Origin of the sequence: Desulfoprunum benzoelyticum (assembly GCF_014201505.1) — a bacterium.
GTDB classification, from domain to species: Bacteria; Desulfobacterota; Desulfobulbia; order Desulfobulbales; family Desulfocapsaceae; genus Desulfoprunum; species Desulfoprunum benzoelyticum.
Window position 1 is genome coordinate 1 of record NZ_JACHEO010000006.1, and the last position, 17,134, is coordinate 17,134.

Sequence of the window (17,134 nt, forward strand, 5' to 3'; positions counted from 1 at the left end):
CGGGGCAGCAGCAAGGCGGAAGCAGACTCATTCCTGGGCGAGACGGGAAACCTCCGTTTTCCCATTGACAATACTTATCATGGATGACCCCATTTATCGATTTTTTCGGGATCAATCCTGCCCGAAATGTCGATCAATAAAGTCTGCATGGATCATCCGTGCGGTTTCCATGGTTCGTTGATCACTGATCGCGACCAGGTCGGCGTAGATGAGAATCGGATGGACGGTATCACCTGCGCCGAAGCCATCAACCGGAGGCCAGAACCGTTCCAGTATTTCAACGTTGCCCCGGGGATCCTTTTTCAACCTGCAGTCGAGCACGAGTTCGGCCAAACGGTTTTTGTCCGCATACAGCGTGACTGTACCCGGTTTCAGGTATCCGGTCAGTTTCGCTGCGGCGACCTCGCCGCCCCATTGGGCGACGATCGGATCGAGCCGGGTGTTGTCCCACCAGTTGCCGTCTCCCCGGAAGCGGCCCAGCAGAATCTTCGGTTTGAGAACGTCGGGATAGGCCATGACCCATCGCTCGAGAAGAGATTTTCTCTCCTGCAACATCTTCCCCCTTTTTCCCATATCGACGATAAAACCTTTGCGGATCATATCCATCATGGTGCTGTTGACGGTTCCCAGGGCAACATGTGCCATCTCGGCGAGTTCGCGATACGGTCGGCCGACGAGGTCCGGCCGGCAGAGCAGGAGATACGCGATCTTCAATCCCACCCCTTTGAAGAGGCGTACGGCGGGAACGGCGGTTTCCGCCGTTTTCGGTCTGTTGCCTGTGACGAAGATGAACAGCGGCGGTTGATTGATGAAGGCGTTTCCGGCCGTGTCGATAAACTGGACGCCACGGGCGTGCAGTCTCGCCGCAGCTTCGGGAGAGACGTATCGTGTTGCTGTCAGGAAGGGGGATTGCGCCTTGTCGTTGTCGATCAGAGCCAGGAACTCCACCGCTCTGGTAAACCGGTTCCTGACCTGGACACGCCACACGATCTGCAGTCCGAAAACCTGGGCCCGAACGGCGCAATCGTATCCCTGCTCGCGAAGGTTGGGATCCGGCTCCACCTCGTATTCCAGCGGAACCAGCTTCTTCAGCGCGTCCAGTGCCTGGTGGAGGATGACTTCATTTTCCGCCGCCGGATTATGTTCAATGTTTTTCTTGTTCATTTTTTTTGAACATACAAATATATTGAACAGAGGTCAAGGCAAAGGGGGACAGATTGATCTGTAAACGACTAAAATTTCTGTCGATCCCTCCACCCCTGTCGAGCGAAGCGAGAAATCTCGATGTTCCCGGTAGGGCGAAGGTCGAGACTCTCTCCCCGTTGTCATTTCGTTTTTTCTCCCTGTCATTTCGAAGCGAAGCGAGAAATTTTGTCTTTCCGCTGAGATCCGGCTCTGCAGAGATCTCTCCCTCCGGTTCAGACAAAAACCACCTTGCCGGCCAGATCCTGAAAATATGACAACGACCAGATATCCAAAGCCTCAGGCGACCGGACAAATGGCTGCACATCTCTTTTAGCCACGCTCACATCCAGCGATTGAATACGCTCTTTCAGCAGTTGGAAAAAATCATCCCGCGTCAACTCACCGGCCTGCCAGTCACCACTTTGCCGGGCTCGCTCCTCCAGATGCCTGAGATTCAGCGGCGTAGAGTTTTGCACATACCATTCAAAATCGAACCAGTCGCGCCCCTTCACCCTGTTTTTCCAGCGACGAAAGAGCAAGGCGTGCATTTTGCCCGCAAACAAGTCCGGCAGTGCATAGCACTTGACATAAAATGAATAGGGCTGAACCAGCAGCTTTTCTTCCGTCGCAAAGCCGCCGGGAGGGTCAGTATCCACCTCAAACTTGATTTTCAGGGTGCGCTGCCCAGTCACTTTGACGTCGTATATGCTGGTGCCTTTTTTGAGAAAAGCAGACACCACTGCCGATTGTACCGACTTACGTCGCTGAGAAATCTCCACCTCGATGCCAAAGGCGGAAAACTCCTCTTCCAGCGCTTTGAAGTAAGGCTCCAGAGAGAAATCGACATCCGTGGTCAACAGCGAAAAATCCAGATCCTCGGAAAAGCGGGGCAATCCGTAGAAAATTCGTAAACAGGTGCCGCCATACAACGCAGCCTTGTCAAAAAATCCCGCCCGTTGCAAGCCCGCCAGAGCGATCTCCTGCATCACTTCCCGCAGGGCATGGTGGCCCTCCTCCCTGGCATACCGCGACAGCATCTGTTCAATCACCTTCACCGGGCTTCCTCCAGCACCTGCATCAGGGCGTGCAACTGGCGCGCCTTGTGACCGGATTCGGCGTATTGCGCCACCACCGCCACATCCAGCCCGACCAACGCCTCTTCATCCAGGCGCAGGTCTTCGAACAAAAATACCTGCATGGCGTCACGGCTTCGAGCGCGCAGGTTGCGGGTGAGCAAGACCTTGTCGCACAGGGCCTTTTCAGGGCCGGCGATCAGAAACGTCTCACGTTCCGACGCCTGTTCCTGCCGCATCCCCACAGGAAACAGGCTTTGCGGCGCCGTCAGATAGGAAAACCGCCCCAACGCGTTGTCAAACACCCGACTGCGACGCATGCACACCGATGTCACCTCGTACACCCGCTCGGGGATCAGGCCATGCCAGAACAGGGCGTAATCCAGCGACACGCAGGACGGTCCGTACAGTCGGTTGGCCACCAGCGGCAAGGACAGCTCGCCCTTGCGCCAGGGCGGCCCGGCCACATAGAGCCCCCGCTTGAGCGGTACCAGGTCGCCACGCCTCAACCATTCGGCGATCTTGTCATTCGGACGCCGATACCCCTTCAGCAGAAGCATCAACGTCCCATGACTGAAAGGTACGGCACCAAACTGTTCCAGTTTATACTCCCGTATCATGCCATTTGTCTTTTTTTGCATAGATAATCGAAAAATATCCGATTATCTATGCAATATCCACATAAAACAGCTGCAGCAATGATAGTGCTAGCAAAAGAACAGGGGGGAGCTTGTCATTTCGAAGCGAAGCGAGAAATCTCATGCTGCCGAGAATGCCCATTTTTGCTTCGAGCAAACACCTCTCCCCCCCCCATCGCCAATCGCACGCCAGGAAGCTCGACATGGATCTCCGCCCCCACCCCAGAACTTTCAGCCCATATCCGGCCGCCGGCCGCCTCGACAATCGAATGCGATACCGCCAGGCCAAGCCCCGTCCCCTTGCCAGGGGCCTTGGTGGTATAGAACGGGTCGAAGATCGTCTCGAGACTGTCGGCGGCGATCCCTTGGCCGTTATCGGCGATCAACACCTCCACCATGAGTCGGTCGTCACCGCCGCAGCGACAGTCGACATCGATCCGTCCCGGATGCCCCTCGCCCATCTCCCAGATGCTGTCGGCGGCGTTGAGCAGGCAGTTGAGAAACACCTGGCGCAGCTCGCCGGCGTTGGCGACGACGATGTCGGCCCCCTCGCCGCAGTGCCGCTGGAAACGGAGCTCCGGCGCCCGTTTCTGGGCCCGGAACATGTCGATGACCTCGGCGAGCAGGGCCTGCACCGCCACCGGCTCGGGGGCCTGGGACGAGGAGCGGGAAAAATCGAGCAACTGATGGATGAGATGGTTGATGCGCTGCAGTTCGGCGATCGCCCGCCGGGAGAACTGGCGCCGGTCTTCCGCCGCCAGGTCGGCATTGTCCAGCAGTTCGAGATAGCCCTGGACGATGCCGATGGGGTTACCGATCTCGTGCGCCAGCCCCGCCGCCAGCCGCCCCACCGCCGCCAGCTTCTCGGCCCGGACCATCTCCTTCTGGGTCGCGACCAGTTGCAGATTGGCCTGCTCCAGGGAGTGGACGGAGGCGCGCAACTTCTGCCGATCCTCCTCGATCCGCGCCAGCATCCGGTTGAGGGCCAGCGACAGCTGCCCGAGTTCGCTCCCGACCTCGCCGCCGATGAAGGCGACGCCATCGCCATAATCATAGGATTCCGAGGTCTTGACCAAACGCTCGAGCGGGCGGACGACGAGACGGTCAAGCCGGGACAGGCCGATGATCGTCAGCAACAGCACATTGATCAGGATCCAGGCGAAGATGATCTTGCCGTGCTGGAGGACGAGGTGGGAGGCGGTGGTGATATCGATGATCAGCCCCAGCCCCGCCGCCGCTGCCCCCTCCGCTGCGACCGGGCGGGCGAGCAGCAGCTGTTTGTCGCCGAAAAAGATGCCGCCGACTGTGGCACCGGCAAAACGGACGATGTGGCGGTTGGTCTGCACCGCCTCGCCGATGACCTCTTGCAGCTGCAGCGGTGCAGCCGTCATCCCGGCGTAGACGACCGTGCGATCGCCAACGTAGGCGGCCTCGCGACAGGAGGGACCGACGGCGCGGCACAGCTGCTGCAGGTCTGTCGCCTGGATCGCCACCGGTGCTTTGCCCCGAGCGACCAGGATCTCCCACCGGCCGACAACGGCCTGGGCATGGCTGACCTCCACCGTGACGATCTGCCGCTGCCAGAACAGGACGATGACGATATTGCCGAGTATCGTCGCACATGCCAGCAACAGAAACATCGTCGCCGAGATATTGAGTTTGAGCCCCGAGGAACGCATCCAGATCACCGTGAGTTATACATCATGTGATAAATCAAGTGCATACCATTATTTCGAGCCCCCCTTCAGCCATTTCAAAGAGAAGCGAAAAATCCCGTTGTTCCCGGTAGGGCAAAGGCCAAGACACCCACCCCCACTGTCATTTCGTTTTTTCTCCCTGTCATTTCGAAGCGAAGCGAGAAATCTCGCTTTTCCCACCGGGGCAAACGCCAAGCCACCCACCCCCACCGTCATTCCGAGCCCCCTTTTGTCATTCCGAGCGAAGCGAGAAATCTTGCTTTTCCCACCGGGGCCAAGACCAAAACAGCCACCCCCACTGTCATTCCGAGCCCCCTTTTGTCATTCCGAGCGAAGCGAGAAATCTCATCATTCCCGCCGGGGCAAAGCCAAGACGCCCACCCCCACCGTCATTCCGAGCCCCCCTTTCGTCATTTCGAAGCGAAGCGAGAAATCTCATCATTCCCGACAGGGCAAACGCCAAGCCACCCACCCCCGCCGTCATTTCGAAGCGAAGCGAGAAATCTTGCTTTTCCCCGCCAGAAACCACTCCCTTGCACGAAAATCCAGGCTCATTGTGGCATAGATGGATATCTTTGGAAAGGCAAATCAGGATGTTAGACGGAAGGAACTACTTTCAAGCAGGAACTTGAGTGGCCGGATCTCATCCGACCACCCACAGGTGACACTTTTTGTCACCATTGCGCAAAATTCGTCACCTCAATAGAAAATGAATAAACCCTTCCATCATCCATGCCGGAACCAATACCAACCATCACCCCAGATAACCCTCAAAAATCAATTATAAAATCAAAAAACCACATTCCCTCTTGACTCTTGGCATCAAAATTGCTTTAAACGATTCCAGTTTGTCAGAAAGCGTTTCTCAAACCGGCAGTACCCCTAAAAACCTCTTAAAGGAGAAAAGAACATGACACTGAAGAAACTGACCCTCAACCGGAACCAGAAAGGTTTCACCCTGATCGAGCTCATGATCGTCATCGCCATCATCGGTATCCTGGCAGCGATCGCCATCCCGAACTATATTTCGTACCGTGACAAATCCTTCTGCTCAGCTGCAGAGAGTGATGCTCAGGCTGTTGCCTCCGGTTTGGCTGATTATTTCGCTATCCCAGGTAATACAACCCACTCTAATGTTACCGCTGGTGCTATCTCTGTTCCTTTCCCAGGAGGCCAACCTATAAATATGAGTGGAAAAAATACTGTTGAAGTGACTGCGGGGACAGGTACCAATCTGAATACCTATAGAATAAGAGTAACCGATGCAGGTGGACGTTGTCCGTCCACTTATCAACAAGGCAGTGCAAAGTGGAGCAAAACCAACCCAGGTATTTATAGCATTACCCTGTAATCCTCATCAGTCATTTTCAATTTCAACAGGCGTCCCTTACTCAAGGGTCGCCTGTTTTTTTATAGCTACCAACAAACAATTTATATGAACATATCAGAAGATGCATACCCCACCAAGTTTACTGGATTCACGACTCAATCAATATGGTGGCATCTCCATTCCTTCGGGATTCTATTTCTCTTCATCGTAATCAGTTATAGTAACACCCTGTCTACTGACTGGCATCTTGACGATTTTCCGAATATCATTGAAAATGAAAAGCTACATCTCACTTCATTTAATTTAGACTCTATTAACCAGGTTTTTTTCGCCCACCCGCGTGAAGAAGGACGGCTTTTCCGGCCAGTTGCCTATCTTTCCTTTGCCCTCAACTGGTATCTCGGTGCGGATAACGTCTTTGGCTATCATCTCGTCAATATCCTCTTTCATTGGGGAACGGCCGTATTGCTCTATCTGGTGGTTCTCCAATTATTGGAAACCCCAGTCCTGCAGAAACGGTCGATCAGCACCAAACACCAAGCGGCGTTGCTCACCGCCCTGTTATGGGCGATGAATCCAGTGCAGACCCAGGCCGTGACCTACATTGTCCAGCGCATGGCCGTACTTGCCACTTTATTCTTCCTCGCCGCTTTCCTTTGCTACCTGATGGGCCGTCGTGATCGCCCGAGAATGAAACAATTCTACTGGTTCCTGGCCGGATTGGTCTGTTTCGTTCTTTCCTTGGGCTCCAAGGAGAACGTTATAACCTTGCCAGCAGTTCTTGTGCTTGTGGAAGGATTTTTTTTTCAATCCTTCAGCAAAATTAAAAAGCAGCACATTCTTCTCGGCGCCGGCCTCCTCTTCATCTGTGGAGTCGCCGCCTATCTCCTTACCAACGGCAACCCTCTCGGGAGCATTTTCAATTACGAACATCGCAGTTTCACCCTCTGGCAACGGGTCCTGACGGAAAGCCGGATCATGGTCTTCTACCTGTCGCTGCTGTTTTTCCCGGCGCCATTCCGTCTCTCTCTCGATCACGACGTTATTCTCTCCACCTCGCTGTTCCAACCATTAACCACAATTTTCTCGATCACCTTTCTTGTCGTTTTAACGCTTTGGGCGCTATGGAAGCATAAAACCTGGCCGATCACCTCGTTTGCGATCCTTTTTTTCCTCCTCAACCATGTCATCGAATCGTCCGTCTTCCCGCTTGAGTTGATCTTCGAACATCGCAACTATCTGCCCTCCCTCTTTCTCTTCCTGCCCATCGCCGTGCTCCTGGTCGATGCCTACAACGGCGAGCGACTGCAGACTGCACCAGTCCTACGCCACACATTAGCCGGCGCCGTCCTGCTGACCTTATGCGCCTTATCTGTTGCGACATACACCCGCAATAACGTCTGGCGCACCGAGCAAAGCCTGTGGGAAGATGGGGTGGCCAAGGCGCCGGGACAGAGTCGTCCCTATATCAATCTCGCCGTTACCTATCAGAAGTTGGGCCGAAATGACGAGGCATTCGAACTGAGTCGACAATCCCTCTCCAAAAACTCTCCCACTCCGACAAAAGACCGGATGCGAGCCTACAACAATATGGGGAACATTGCCGCGGGTAAGGGCAACTATAAAGAAGCTATTGGCTATTACCAGCAGGCATTGCAGGCCAATGAAAACGAGTCTTCGCATTACTACCTTTACAAGACGTTGCTGGCCGACCGCCAATTCGATGCAGCCAAGAAAGAACTCGAAGGACTGATGCAGAAGAACCCAAACGACGGGCATCTGATGACCAACATGGGAGTTGTTCTGGCGCTTGAGGGCCAGTACCCCCAGGCCATCGCCATGTTGCACGCCACTCTCGATACCGCAGATAAAAAGAGTTTCGCGCATATACGAACTGTCGCCACTCTCGGCAGCATCCTCAGCAGAAATGGTGACTACCAGGGAGCGGAGCAGCAATTCAAGACACTGTTTTCCATCTCCGAACCGCGCCTACCCCTGCTCTGTGTGATCGGCAACCACCTGCGCCAGAACAATAGAGAGGCAGCCAAGGCCCAGCTGAAAGAATTGTACAAGCATTTCAGATCTGAAGACCTGCTGAGCACCGTCACCTCGGCGGCCAGCCAGGAAATCCTGTTTCCTGTCGATACGCAAGAGCTGATCGATTTCATTCGTTCCACTTCCGACCCTGGGCAGACTCCCGATGACCGGAAGTTGTAATGGGTAGGATTCTGTCCTCTCCGTTCATACACGCCGGCAACGATGTCATCTAAGGTCCCTTGCGCATGACCAACCCTTTTGTATGACGTAAAAAAACGTTCTTGTTCATCCCTCGATGGCAAGTGGAATGGCAATCAATCGACCATAACCAAAGTCAGATCTCTATCACGCCAGCAAGCACCGGAATGAATCCAGTAATTCACCAGGGGACCGGTAAAACCCTGCCATATCGCTACTACGCCATCCCGGTGTTCATCCTGCTACTCCTTGGCCTGGCCGATACCGGTTACCTGATCTATTCGCACTACCGCAACTACACCGATATATCGTTCAGCAGTTTTTGCGCTCTGACCAAGGCTATCAATTGCGATACCGTCTCCCAGAGCCCCTGGTCGATTCTTCTCGGACTCCCGCTGGCGATCTGGGGTCTTTTTTCTTACCTGCTCTATTTGATAATTTTTCTGGCTGCCTCGCGCCGAACAAAAGGGTCGGAGTCGCTGTGGCATCTCCTGTTCCTACTCGGCCTGCTTTACTCCATCGCCTCGATATATCTGGGCTATGTTTCGGCGACCAAGGTCAAGGCCTACTGTCTGCTCTGCCTTGCCAGTTATGGCATCAGTTTTTCCCTCTGCTACTATGCCTGGATCATCCGACGCCGCTTCTGTGCTGATTCTTTCTGGCGTGGGGTAAAACAAGGGACGAACTATCTTCTCAATTCCTGGACGTTAACAGGCAGCATCCTTTGTCTCGTTGCCACCCTCTTCTTTCTCAAGGCCAACCTGCCCCGCTACTGGGAATACACCCTTCCGCCGCCATCGAAAACGGCCGCCCAAGGCCTGACCGCGGAAGGCAATCCCTGGATCGGCGCGGAGGATGGGGAGATAACCATTCATGAGTATATGGACTATCTGTGTTTCCAATGCCGCAAGATGCACCTGTTTCTGCGAAGGCTTATCGCCGAACACCCGGGCAAAATCAAACTGATCCACCATCACTACCCGATGGACCATGAGTTCAACCCCATTGTTGTCCCCGAACCTTTTCATGCGGGAGCGGGGAAAATGGCGATGATCGCGATTTATGCCGCTTCAAAGGGAAAATTCTGGGAAATGAACGATGAGCTGTATACCATAGCGCAAGGGAAAGAGTCTTTCGACACCCGGACGCTGGGGGAAAAAACAGATTTTACAGCGGGTGAGCTGGCAGCTGCCAGTCAACATCCTCAGATTCGGGAAGTTCTCCTCTACGACATCCGTCAAGGCATGAAGCTCGGGATTACCGGCACCCCGTCCTATGTCATCGACGGAAAGGTGTATGAAGGCTCGATGCCCGGTGAAATTTTACAGAAGATCATGAAATGAGAACGGCAGATTCGGCACACAGTTCATCGACTTCCACTGAAAAATACGTTCTCTGGGGGCTGCTCGCTATCCTGGCGCTGCTGGTGGCGGCAACGGTGATCCTCGCCTCCGTTCCACCCGTCGATCGCGACGCCCTGACCCACCACCTGTTCGTCCCCAAGCTCTGGCTGCAGCACGGCGGCATCTACGAGATTCCGGAGATCCCGTTCTCGTATTACCCGATGAATCTCGACCTGCTGTATACGATCCCGCTTTATTTCGGCAACGACATTATCCCCAAATATATTCATTACCTTTTCGCCTTGCTGACGGCATGGCTGATCCACCGCTATCTCAACAAACGCCTCGGCAATGTTTTCGGCCTGCTCGGAGCGATCTTCTTTCTGTCGATCCCGATCATCGTCAAACTGTCGATCACCGTCTACGTCGATCTCGGCCTCGTGTTCTTTACCACCGCCTCGCTGCTCCTTCTGCTGCAGTGGGCGGAAAAAGATTTTCAATTACGCTATCTCCTCCTTGCCGGTCTGTGCTGCGGACTTGCCGCCGGGACAAAATACAATGGATTGATTTCCATTTTTGCCCTCACCATCTTTGTTCCGATTATCTACCAACGGAGTGCCGGAAAAGATCAACAGAGTAATGGCAAGGCTTTGCTTTACGGAATGATCTTTACGGTAGCCACCTTCGTTGCCTTTTCTCCATGGCTGATCAGAAATTATGTCTGGACCGGCAATCCCATCTATCCGCTGCACAATTCGCTTTTCCAGAAAATCCAACAACCAACTGTGGCTGCGAGTCAATCGACTACAGATGAGGCACCAAGCGCCCTACAGCAGATAACCAGTAATGGCAGCGGCGCCTTTGCCTCGAGAAAAATTCTATACCACGAGACATGGTGGCAGGCTCTACTGCTGCCGGTGCGCTTTTTCATTGAAGGCCAGGATGACAACCCGCAGTTCTTTGACGGCAAACTGACGCCGTTTCTCCTTGTCCTGTCGATCATGGCCTTTTTACTCAAGCCGTCATCATCGCAGGAAAGCCGCGAGAAAAAAATCCTCCTTTCTTTCGCCCTGCTCTATTTTTTTCTCACATTCTTCCAACAGGTGCTACGCATCCGTTACATCGTCCCGATTGTCCCACCCCTGGTTATTTTGTCGATGTATGGGTTGCGGGGACTGAACGATACTCTAATCAGGCGGACAGGAGGGAATAACGTAAAAACAACAACTACTGCAATGATCGTCACCGGCATCTCGTGCTTGATGGTGGGGTACAACACGCAATACATAGTAAACCAGTTCTCCACAGTCGCCCCCTTACCCTATGTACGGGGAAAAATCAGCAGAGACCAGTACATCACTGCCTACCGCCCTGAATACGCGGCCATTCAATACACCAATTCAGTGCTTCCATCTGACGCCAAAGTGCTCTGCATATTTTTAGGAAACAGGGGATATTACATGGATTTTCAGCCAGTTTTCGAGCAACCATTTGGCCCATCCGGCCTTTTTTCAGAATTTTTCAAGAATGAACATCAAGATATTCTTGAATATATCCGGGAGAAAGGGATATCCCATGTTCTAATGCGAGACGATCTAACGGCACAATGGTTCAAACAACTCAGAAATAATGACAAATTACTCATTGCACCATTTTTCCAAAATTCATCAAATCCATTGTTTCAAAAGAATGGTCACACCTTCTTTCAATTGAGCCTGAAAAACTGAGTTTTTTTTACAATCCAGACATTTTTTCCTTTTCTCTTCATTGTTGTCTCGTAAATATGCAAGGGAAAATCAAGGAATAAACTATGAGACACCCGTGATATTAGCACATTATTCCTGAATATACATTGTACTCGGGGTAAAGTGGTGTCTACTAGAGTGAACGCTACCCTAGCTGGAAAAATTCCGTAATCGAAAGGGGCAATGCAATTAGTATCGTATTAGATTAACACCATTTGTGTAAAATCTATTGAACCAGGAGGCAGAATGAAAGCCATAATTCTGGCAGGTGGCCTAGGGACACGATTGAGCGAGGAGACCAGCATTCGTCCGAAACCGATGGTGCTAATTGGTGGCAAACCGATCCTCTGGCACATCATGAAGATATACTCATCTCATGGCATCAATGATTTCCTTATCTGTTGCGGCTACCAAGGCTATGTGATCAAGGAATACTTCGCCAATTATTTTCTGCACATGTCTGATGTTACTTTTCATATGCGAGACAATGCTATGGAAGTCCATGACAAGCGTGCCGAACCTTGGAGCGTTACTCTCGTCGATACCGGTGAAAATTCCATGACCGGAGGTCGACTGCGCCGCATCGCCCCTTACGTCCAACATGAAGATTTTTTTTGCTTTACTTACGGTGATGGCGTAGGTGATATCGATATTAGTGCGACATTGGTCTTCCACAGGCAGCATGGCAAAGCCGCCACCTTGACTGCTGCTTATCCACCCGGTCGATTTGGTGCATTGGATATCCATCAGGGCCAGGTCCTCAACTTCAAGGAAAAGCCCAAAGGTGACGGCGCCATGATTAACGGTGGTTTTTTCGTGCTAACTCCTAAAGTGTTCGATTATCTCACCGACGACAGCACTGTCTGGGAGCAGGAACCGCTGAAGAACCTGGCGGCCGATGGGCAGCTAATGGCCTATGAACATCATGGTTTCTGGCAGCCGATGGATACTCTGCGAGACAAGCATTTACTGGAAGAGCTTTGGCAAACGGGCAAAGCACCCTGGAAAATTTGGGATTAACAATGAAAGCTTCTGTCACACCTGATTTCTGGAAAGGTAAAAAAGTCTTTCTTACCGGCCATACAGGCTTTAAAGGCAGCTGGTTGACACTCTGGCTGCAGATGTTGGGGGCAGAGGTCAAAGGTTTTGCTTTGACGCCGCCCACTACTCCGGCTTTATTCGATGAAGCCCGTATTGAACAGGGGATGCTGTCAGAACTCGGCGATATTCGTGACCTGCAGACCATCACCCGTAGCATGATTAGCTTCAACCCGGACCTGCTGGTTCATATGGCTGCCCAATCCCTGGTGCGCCTGTCCTACCGCCAACCTGTGGAAACTTATTCCACCAACGTGATGGGCAGTCTGCATGTCTTGGAGGCCGCACGCCAATGCCCCAACCTTCGTGTTATCGTCAACGTGACCACCGACAAATGTTACGAAAATCGGGAGTGGGAATGGGGCTACCGCGAGGACGAGCCCATGGGTGGACATGACCCTTACAGCAATAGCAAGGGATGTGTAGAACTGCTCACAGCCGCCTACCGTAAATCCTTCTTCAACAATCCAGACAAGGCTGCTTTGTCCTCGGTACGGGCCGGTAACGTGATTGGTGGTGGCGACTGGGCCGAAGACCGTTTGATTCCGGATATTCTCCGTGCCTTTGAACAAAAGCAGCCGGTGGTTATTCGTAATCCTCGAGCAATCCGGCCCTGGCAGCACGTGCTGGAACCTCTCGGTGGCTATCTGGTATTGGCGGAACACCTGTGGAACCATGGCCAGGCTTTTGCCCAAGGGTGGAACTTCGGCCCAAGGGACGAAGATGTTCGCCCGGTGGAGTGGATTATGGATCACATGGTTAAAACCTGGGGTGCAGGGACCAGTTGGAAACTGGACCTTGAGCCTCAACCCCATGAGGCGCTTTACCTTAAACTCGACATTTCAAAGGCCCAGGCTCGCCTGCACTGGTCACCCACCTGGAACCTGGGAACCGCCTTGGACCGAATCGTCAACTGGCACCGCTCCTGGTTACGCGGCGAAAATGTGCAGGTATGCTGTCTCAACGAAATCAAGACCTACATGGCGGACATGCCAGAATGTGACAAATAAATATATTATTTCAAGAAGATAACCCGATGAATCCCGAGATCCTCCGCCAGGAAATACATAAGCTCGTCGAGCTGTATGCTCAAGCCACACTGTCGGTTAAACCCTTTGTTGCCGGAGAATGCGTCATCCCCCCAGCTGGCAAGATCATTGGCGCTCGGGAATTCCAGTTGATGGTTGAAGCAGCCCTTGACGGCTGGCTCACCACCGGAAGGTTCAATGCCGAATTTGAAAAGAAACTGGCAGCATTTCTCGGCGTTAAATATCTGATCACCGTCAATTCGGGCTCCTCGGCCAACCTTGTAGCCTTCAGTACCCTCACTTCACCGAGGCTTGGTGAGCGGGCCATCAAAAAAGGGGATGAAGTGATTGGCGTAGCCGCAGCCTTCCCTACTACCGTTAACCCCATCGTTCAGTTTGGAGCGGTGCCGGTCTTCGTCGATGTGGACAGGACGACCCATAACATCGATACCGACCTGATCGAAGCCGCCATCACCCCGAAAACCAAAGCCATCATGCTCGCCCATACCCTAGGCAACCCCTTCAACCTCGGCATGGTCGAGGCGCTGTGCGAAAAGTACAAGCTGTGGCTGGTCGAGGACTGCTGTGATGCCCTGGGGTCCAGGTATGATGGCAGGCTGGTTGGCACCTTCGGCGATATCGCCACCTTGAGTTTCTACCCGGCCCACCATATCACAATGGGGGAAGGTGGTGCGGTATTCACGAATAACGGCCAACTCAAGAAGATCGCCGAATCTTTACGCGACTGGGGCCGGGATTGCTACTGTGCACCTGGCTGCGACAATACCTGCGGCAACCGCTTTGACCAACAATTCGGCAGCCTGCCGCAAGGCTATGACCACAAGTATGTATACGCCCACCTGGGCTACAACTTAAAGATCACCGACATGCAGGCCGCCTGCGGCCTGGCCCAGCTTGAGCGCGCCCAAGACTTCATCGACACCCGCAAGCGCAATTTCAAATTACTGAAGCAGCACCTCAGTCGCCTGTCTGACTATCTCGAAATTGCCGAAGCCACGCCAAACAGCGATCCGTCATGGTTTGGCTTCCCGGTCACACTCAAGGAAAGTACCGGCGTCAAACGTGTCGATCTGCTCAAGTTCCTCGATCAGAACAAGATCGGCACCCGCCTGCTTTTCGCCGGTAACCTGACCCGTCAACCGTACTTCCAGGATATTGAGTACCGGGTGGTTGGCGAACTGACCAATACCGACCGCACCATGGACCAGACCTTCTGGCTGGGGGTGTATCCGGGTCTTGGCGAAGAGCACTTCAACTTTGTTGGCGAAAAACTTGAAGAGTTCTTCGGAGTGCATTCCTAACCATGAAAACCATACTGTTGACCGGCGCTACCGGGTTTCTCGGCAGCCATTTACTGGAGGCCCTTCTGAAGGAGGGCTATTCCGTTGTTATCTTGAAACGCTCAAGCTCTAATACCTGGAGAATCCAGCACTTGCTGGATCAGGTAAAGACTTATGACGTTGATTGTGTACCGCTGGAAGTTGCATTTAGGGATCAACGGATCGATACTGTGATCCATACGGCTTGCCAATATGGACGTAATGGTGAGCCGATTCATAAGATTGTTGAAAGTAATTTGATGTTTGGCCTAAAACTGCTTGACGCAGCCACGTTTTTCAATACGGACACGTTTTTCAATACGGACACGTTTTTCAATACGGACATGTTTTTCAATACGGACATGTTGTTACAAAAGTACTTGAATGCATACACGCTGTCAAAAAAACAGTTTGTCGAATGGCTACATTTGCAAAGTGAAAAGATTCAGGTGGTCAATCTCAAACTGGAACACATTTATGGCCCGAAAGATGACAAGACCAAATTTGTCCCGTGGGTTATCGATCAGCTAGAACGGCAGGTAGAGGAAGTCAAGCTTACCATGGGTGAACAGGAGCGCGATTTTGTTTATATTGACGATGTTATTTCAGCCTACCTGCTGACTCTGAAAAAAACTATGCAGATGGAGCGCTTTACAGAGTTTGATGTTGGCACAGGGATGCTCACTTCCGTCAGGAATTTTGTCGAAGAAATCAAGCGTGCGCATGAAACTCTGTATGGCAAAAGCAACACATTACTTCACTTCGGAGCCCTTCCATATAGCGCCGGTGAAATGATGACTATCAACGTGGATAACAAGCTACTTACTGATTTGGGCTGGGCTTTCAATATATCAATACAGGCAGGTATTACGAAAATAATAAGCCTAAAACTACAAAGTGATTTGTGACAACCAGTTATATATATGGTATGCCAGAAAATCTGGATGTGTGCTTGGGTAGAAAGCACTATTACTAAAGAAAGTAGATATGCAACCGGTTTTGCCTATAAGGCTATAGTCGACATCTCTTGATGGGTTTTGCGAGAAGCAAAGGCGATATTGTGTCAAATTTTGTAATTAACCTCCTGAGATTGTTCGGTGTGAATAGAGCTATCGGTTTTGGTATTCTTACCCGTATGTGGAGTGCCCTGGCCGGGCCTCTCACCATTATCCTTATAGCAACCCGTTTTTCAGATGTTGAGCAGGGCTATTACTATACTTTCAGTAGCTTACTGGCGATTCAGGTCTTTTTCGAGCTTGGCCTGCTCACTGTCCTAGCTCAATTTGCCGCTCATGAATTTGCTTTTCTTTCGTGGGGAGAAAAGGGTGAGGTAACAGGCAGTGAGGTGCACTGTGACCGATTTGTTGATTTGCTCGGCAAGGGGTTCAAATGGTACACTGTCAGTGCAGTGATGCTGATTCTTGTCTTAATTCCAGCAGGTTTCTTGTTTTTCACTCAATCCTCCGCCAATGCTGTTGATTTTTTCTGGCGTATACCATGGGCATTGGCAGTAATCAGCGTCGGGTGTAACCTGCTGTTGATTCCCTTTTACGCCGTCATATCCGGTAGTGGCGATGTGGCCTCAATCAACCGCCGGGAAATGATGGGCGGAATGGCGGGTTCGATTTTTGGTTGGATGGTAATAGCGTTCGGCGGTGGATTGTATGCAATTCCAGCAGTTATGACAGGAAATATCATTGTGGGTGTAATGTACCTGTTCAGAAGTAAACCCCGGTTAGTGAAAGCGGCTTTTTCCTATGCTTTCGGTCCGCGGAGGTCTTCTCACACAATCTATTGGTGGGGAGAAGTCTGGCCAATGCAGTGGAAGATTGCTTTGTCTTGGGTTTCGGGATACTTCATATTTCAATTATTTACTCCGGTACTCTTTAAATTTCACGGGCCTGTGGAGGCGGGACAGATGGGGATGACGCTGAGTGCTGTCAATGCAGTGCAAGGTGTATGCCTTATGTGGCTTAACGCCAGAAGTCCTGAATTCGGTAAGTTGATTGCGCTCAAGAAATGGCGCGATCTTGATATATTTTTTAACCAAATTCTGAAGCAGGCAATGATAGTTAGTGTTGTCCTTGCTACAGTTGCAGTTTTGGTAGTTGCAGGAATTCAATCTTATACAACCATCGGTACTCGTTTTCTTCCGGTACTGCAGGTTATGATTTTTCTTGTAGCTGTCTGCGGAAATATTGCTATCAGTGGTTGGGCTGTTTATATGCGAGCCTATAAGCAAGAACCGATGTTATTACTCTCTATAATTTGTGCTGTTTTAGTTGGAACTTCGACTATTTTTTTTGGTATGAAATATTCGAGTTGTGGAATAGCTTTATCGTACTGTTTTATAACATTATTATATGGAATTCCTTCAACTTATATTTGTTTTGTAAAATTCAAAGAGCGTTACCAAAAATGA

Annotated in this window: 12 protein-coding genes and 1 pseudogene; 9 read left to right on the forward strand and 4 right to left on the reverse strand. The window is 51.7% G+C overall.

Annotation, left to right across the window (positions count from 1 at the left end; genetic code table 11):
* Window positions 1-111 precede the first annotated feature (111 nt).
* The 4 genes from HNQ81_RS06835 to HNQ81_RS06850 all read right to left on the reverse strand — a co-directional run bounded on the left by HNQ81_RS06835 (window position 112) and on the right by HNQ81_RS06850 (window position 4,575).
* Complete coding sequence (locus HNQ81_RS06835) at window positions 112-1,164, reverse strand: type IV toxin-antitoxin system AbiEi family antitoxin (RefSeq protein ID WP_183349652.1); 1,053 nt, start codon at window positions 1,162-1,164, stop codon at window positions 112-114.
* 254 nt (window positions 1,165-1,418) lie between these two features.
* Window positions 1,419-2,222, reverse strand: coding sequence for a nucleotidyl transferase AbiEii/AbiGii toxin family protein (locus HNQ81_RS06840; RefSeq protein ID WP_420842291.1), 804 nt, complete (start codon window positions 2,220-2,222; stop codon window positions 1,419-1,421).
* A 14-nt stretch (window positions 2,223-2,236) separates the two neighbouring features.
* A complete protein-coding gene (locus tag HNQ81_RS06845) occupies window positions 2,237-2,899 on the reverse strand; it encodes a type IV toxin-antitoxin system AbiEi family antitoxin domain-containing protein (RefSeq protein ID WP_183349654.1) in 663 nt (220 codons plus the stop codon).
* A 92-nt stretch (window positions 2,900-2,991) separates the two neighbouring features.
* Window positions 2,992-4,575 (reverse strand): sensor histidine kinase, encoded by a 1,584-nt coding sequence (locus HNQ81_RS06850; protein ID WP_183349656.1) that lies wholly within the window; start codon window positions 4,573-4,575, stop codon window positions 2,992-2,994.
* Between the two features lie 928 nt (window positions 4,576-5,503).
* On the opposite strand from HNQ81_RS06850, the pseudogene HNQ81_RS18250 reads away from it, so the two are divergent.
* The 9 genes and pseudogenes from HNQ81_RS18250 to HNQ81_RS06895 form a co-directional block, all read left to right on the forward strand.
* Window positions 5,504-5,621: pseudogene (locus tag HNQ81_RS18250) on the forward strand (prepilin-type N-terminal cleavage/methylation domain-containing protein); the annotation flags it as partial.
* 407 nt (window positions 5,622-6,028) lie between these two features.
* Window positions 6,029-8,140: a tetratricopeptide repeat protein gene (locus HNQ81_RS06860; RefSeq protein WP_183349658.1), complete on the forward strand. Its 2,112-nt coding sequence runs from the start codon at window positions 6,029-6,031 to the stop codon at window positions 8,138-8,140.
* A 101-nt stretch (window positions 8,141-8,241) separates the two neighbouring features.
* Window positions 8,242-9,501, forward strand: coding sequence for a vitamin K epoxide reductase/DsbA family protein (locus tag HNQ81_RS06865; protein ID WP_183349660.1), 1,260 nt, complete (start codon window positions 8,242-8,244; stop codon window positions 9,499-9,501).
* The gene (locus HNQ81_RS06870) at window positions 9,498-11,228 is read left to right on the forward strand and encodes an ArnT family glycosyltransferase (RefSeq protein WP_183349662.1); all 1,731 of its coding nucleotides are present in this window, start codon (window positions 9,498-9,500) and stop codon (window positions 11,226-11,228) included. The genes HNQ81_RS06865 and HNQ81_RS06870 overlap by 4 nt, the downstream gene beginning before the upstream one ends.
* Before the next feature lie 264 nt (window positions 11,229-11,492).
* Entirely contained in the window at window positions 11,493-12,266 is a 774-nt protein-coding gene (gene rfbF, locus HNQ81_RS06875; protein ID WP_183349664.1) for a glucose-1-phosphate cytidylyltransferase, read from the forward strand.
* A gap of 2 nt (window positions 12,267-12,268) precedes the next feature.
* Window positions 12,269-13,354, forward strand: a complete 1,086-nt coding sequence (rfbG, locus tag HNQ81_RS06880) for a CDP-glucose 4,6-dehydratase (RefSeq protein ID WP_183349666.1) — start codon at window positions 12,269-12,271, stop codon at window positions 13,352-13,354.
* 26 nt (window positions 13,355-13,380) lie between these two features.
* Window positions 13,381-14,694 carry a lipopolysaccharide biosynthesis protein RfbH gene (gene rfbH / locus HNQ81_RS06885; protein WP_183349668.1) on the forward strand — a complete coding sequence of 438 codons (1,314 nt, stop codon included), beginning with the start codon at window positions 13,381-13,383 and terminating at the stop codon, window positions 14,692-14,694.
* A gap of 2 nt (window positions 14,695-14,696) precedes the next feature.
* The gene (locus tag HNQ81_RS06890; RefSeq protein ID WP_183349670.1) at window positions 14,697-15,620 is read left to right on the forward strand and encodes an NAD-dependent epimerase/dehydratase family protein; all 924 of its coding nucleotides are present in this window, start codon (window positions 14,697-14,699) and stop codon (window positions 15,618-15,620) included.
* Window positions 15,621-15,811: 191 nt separating this feature from the next.
* The gene (locus tag HNQ81_RS06895; protein ID WP_183349672.1) at window positions 15,812-17,134 is read left to right on the forward strand and encodes a hypothetical protein; all 1,323 of its coding nucleotides are present in this window, start codon (window positions 15,812-15,814) and stop codon (window positions 17,132-17,134) included.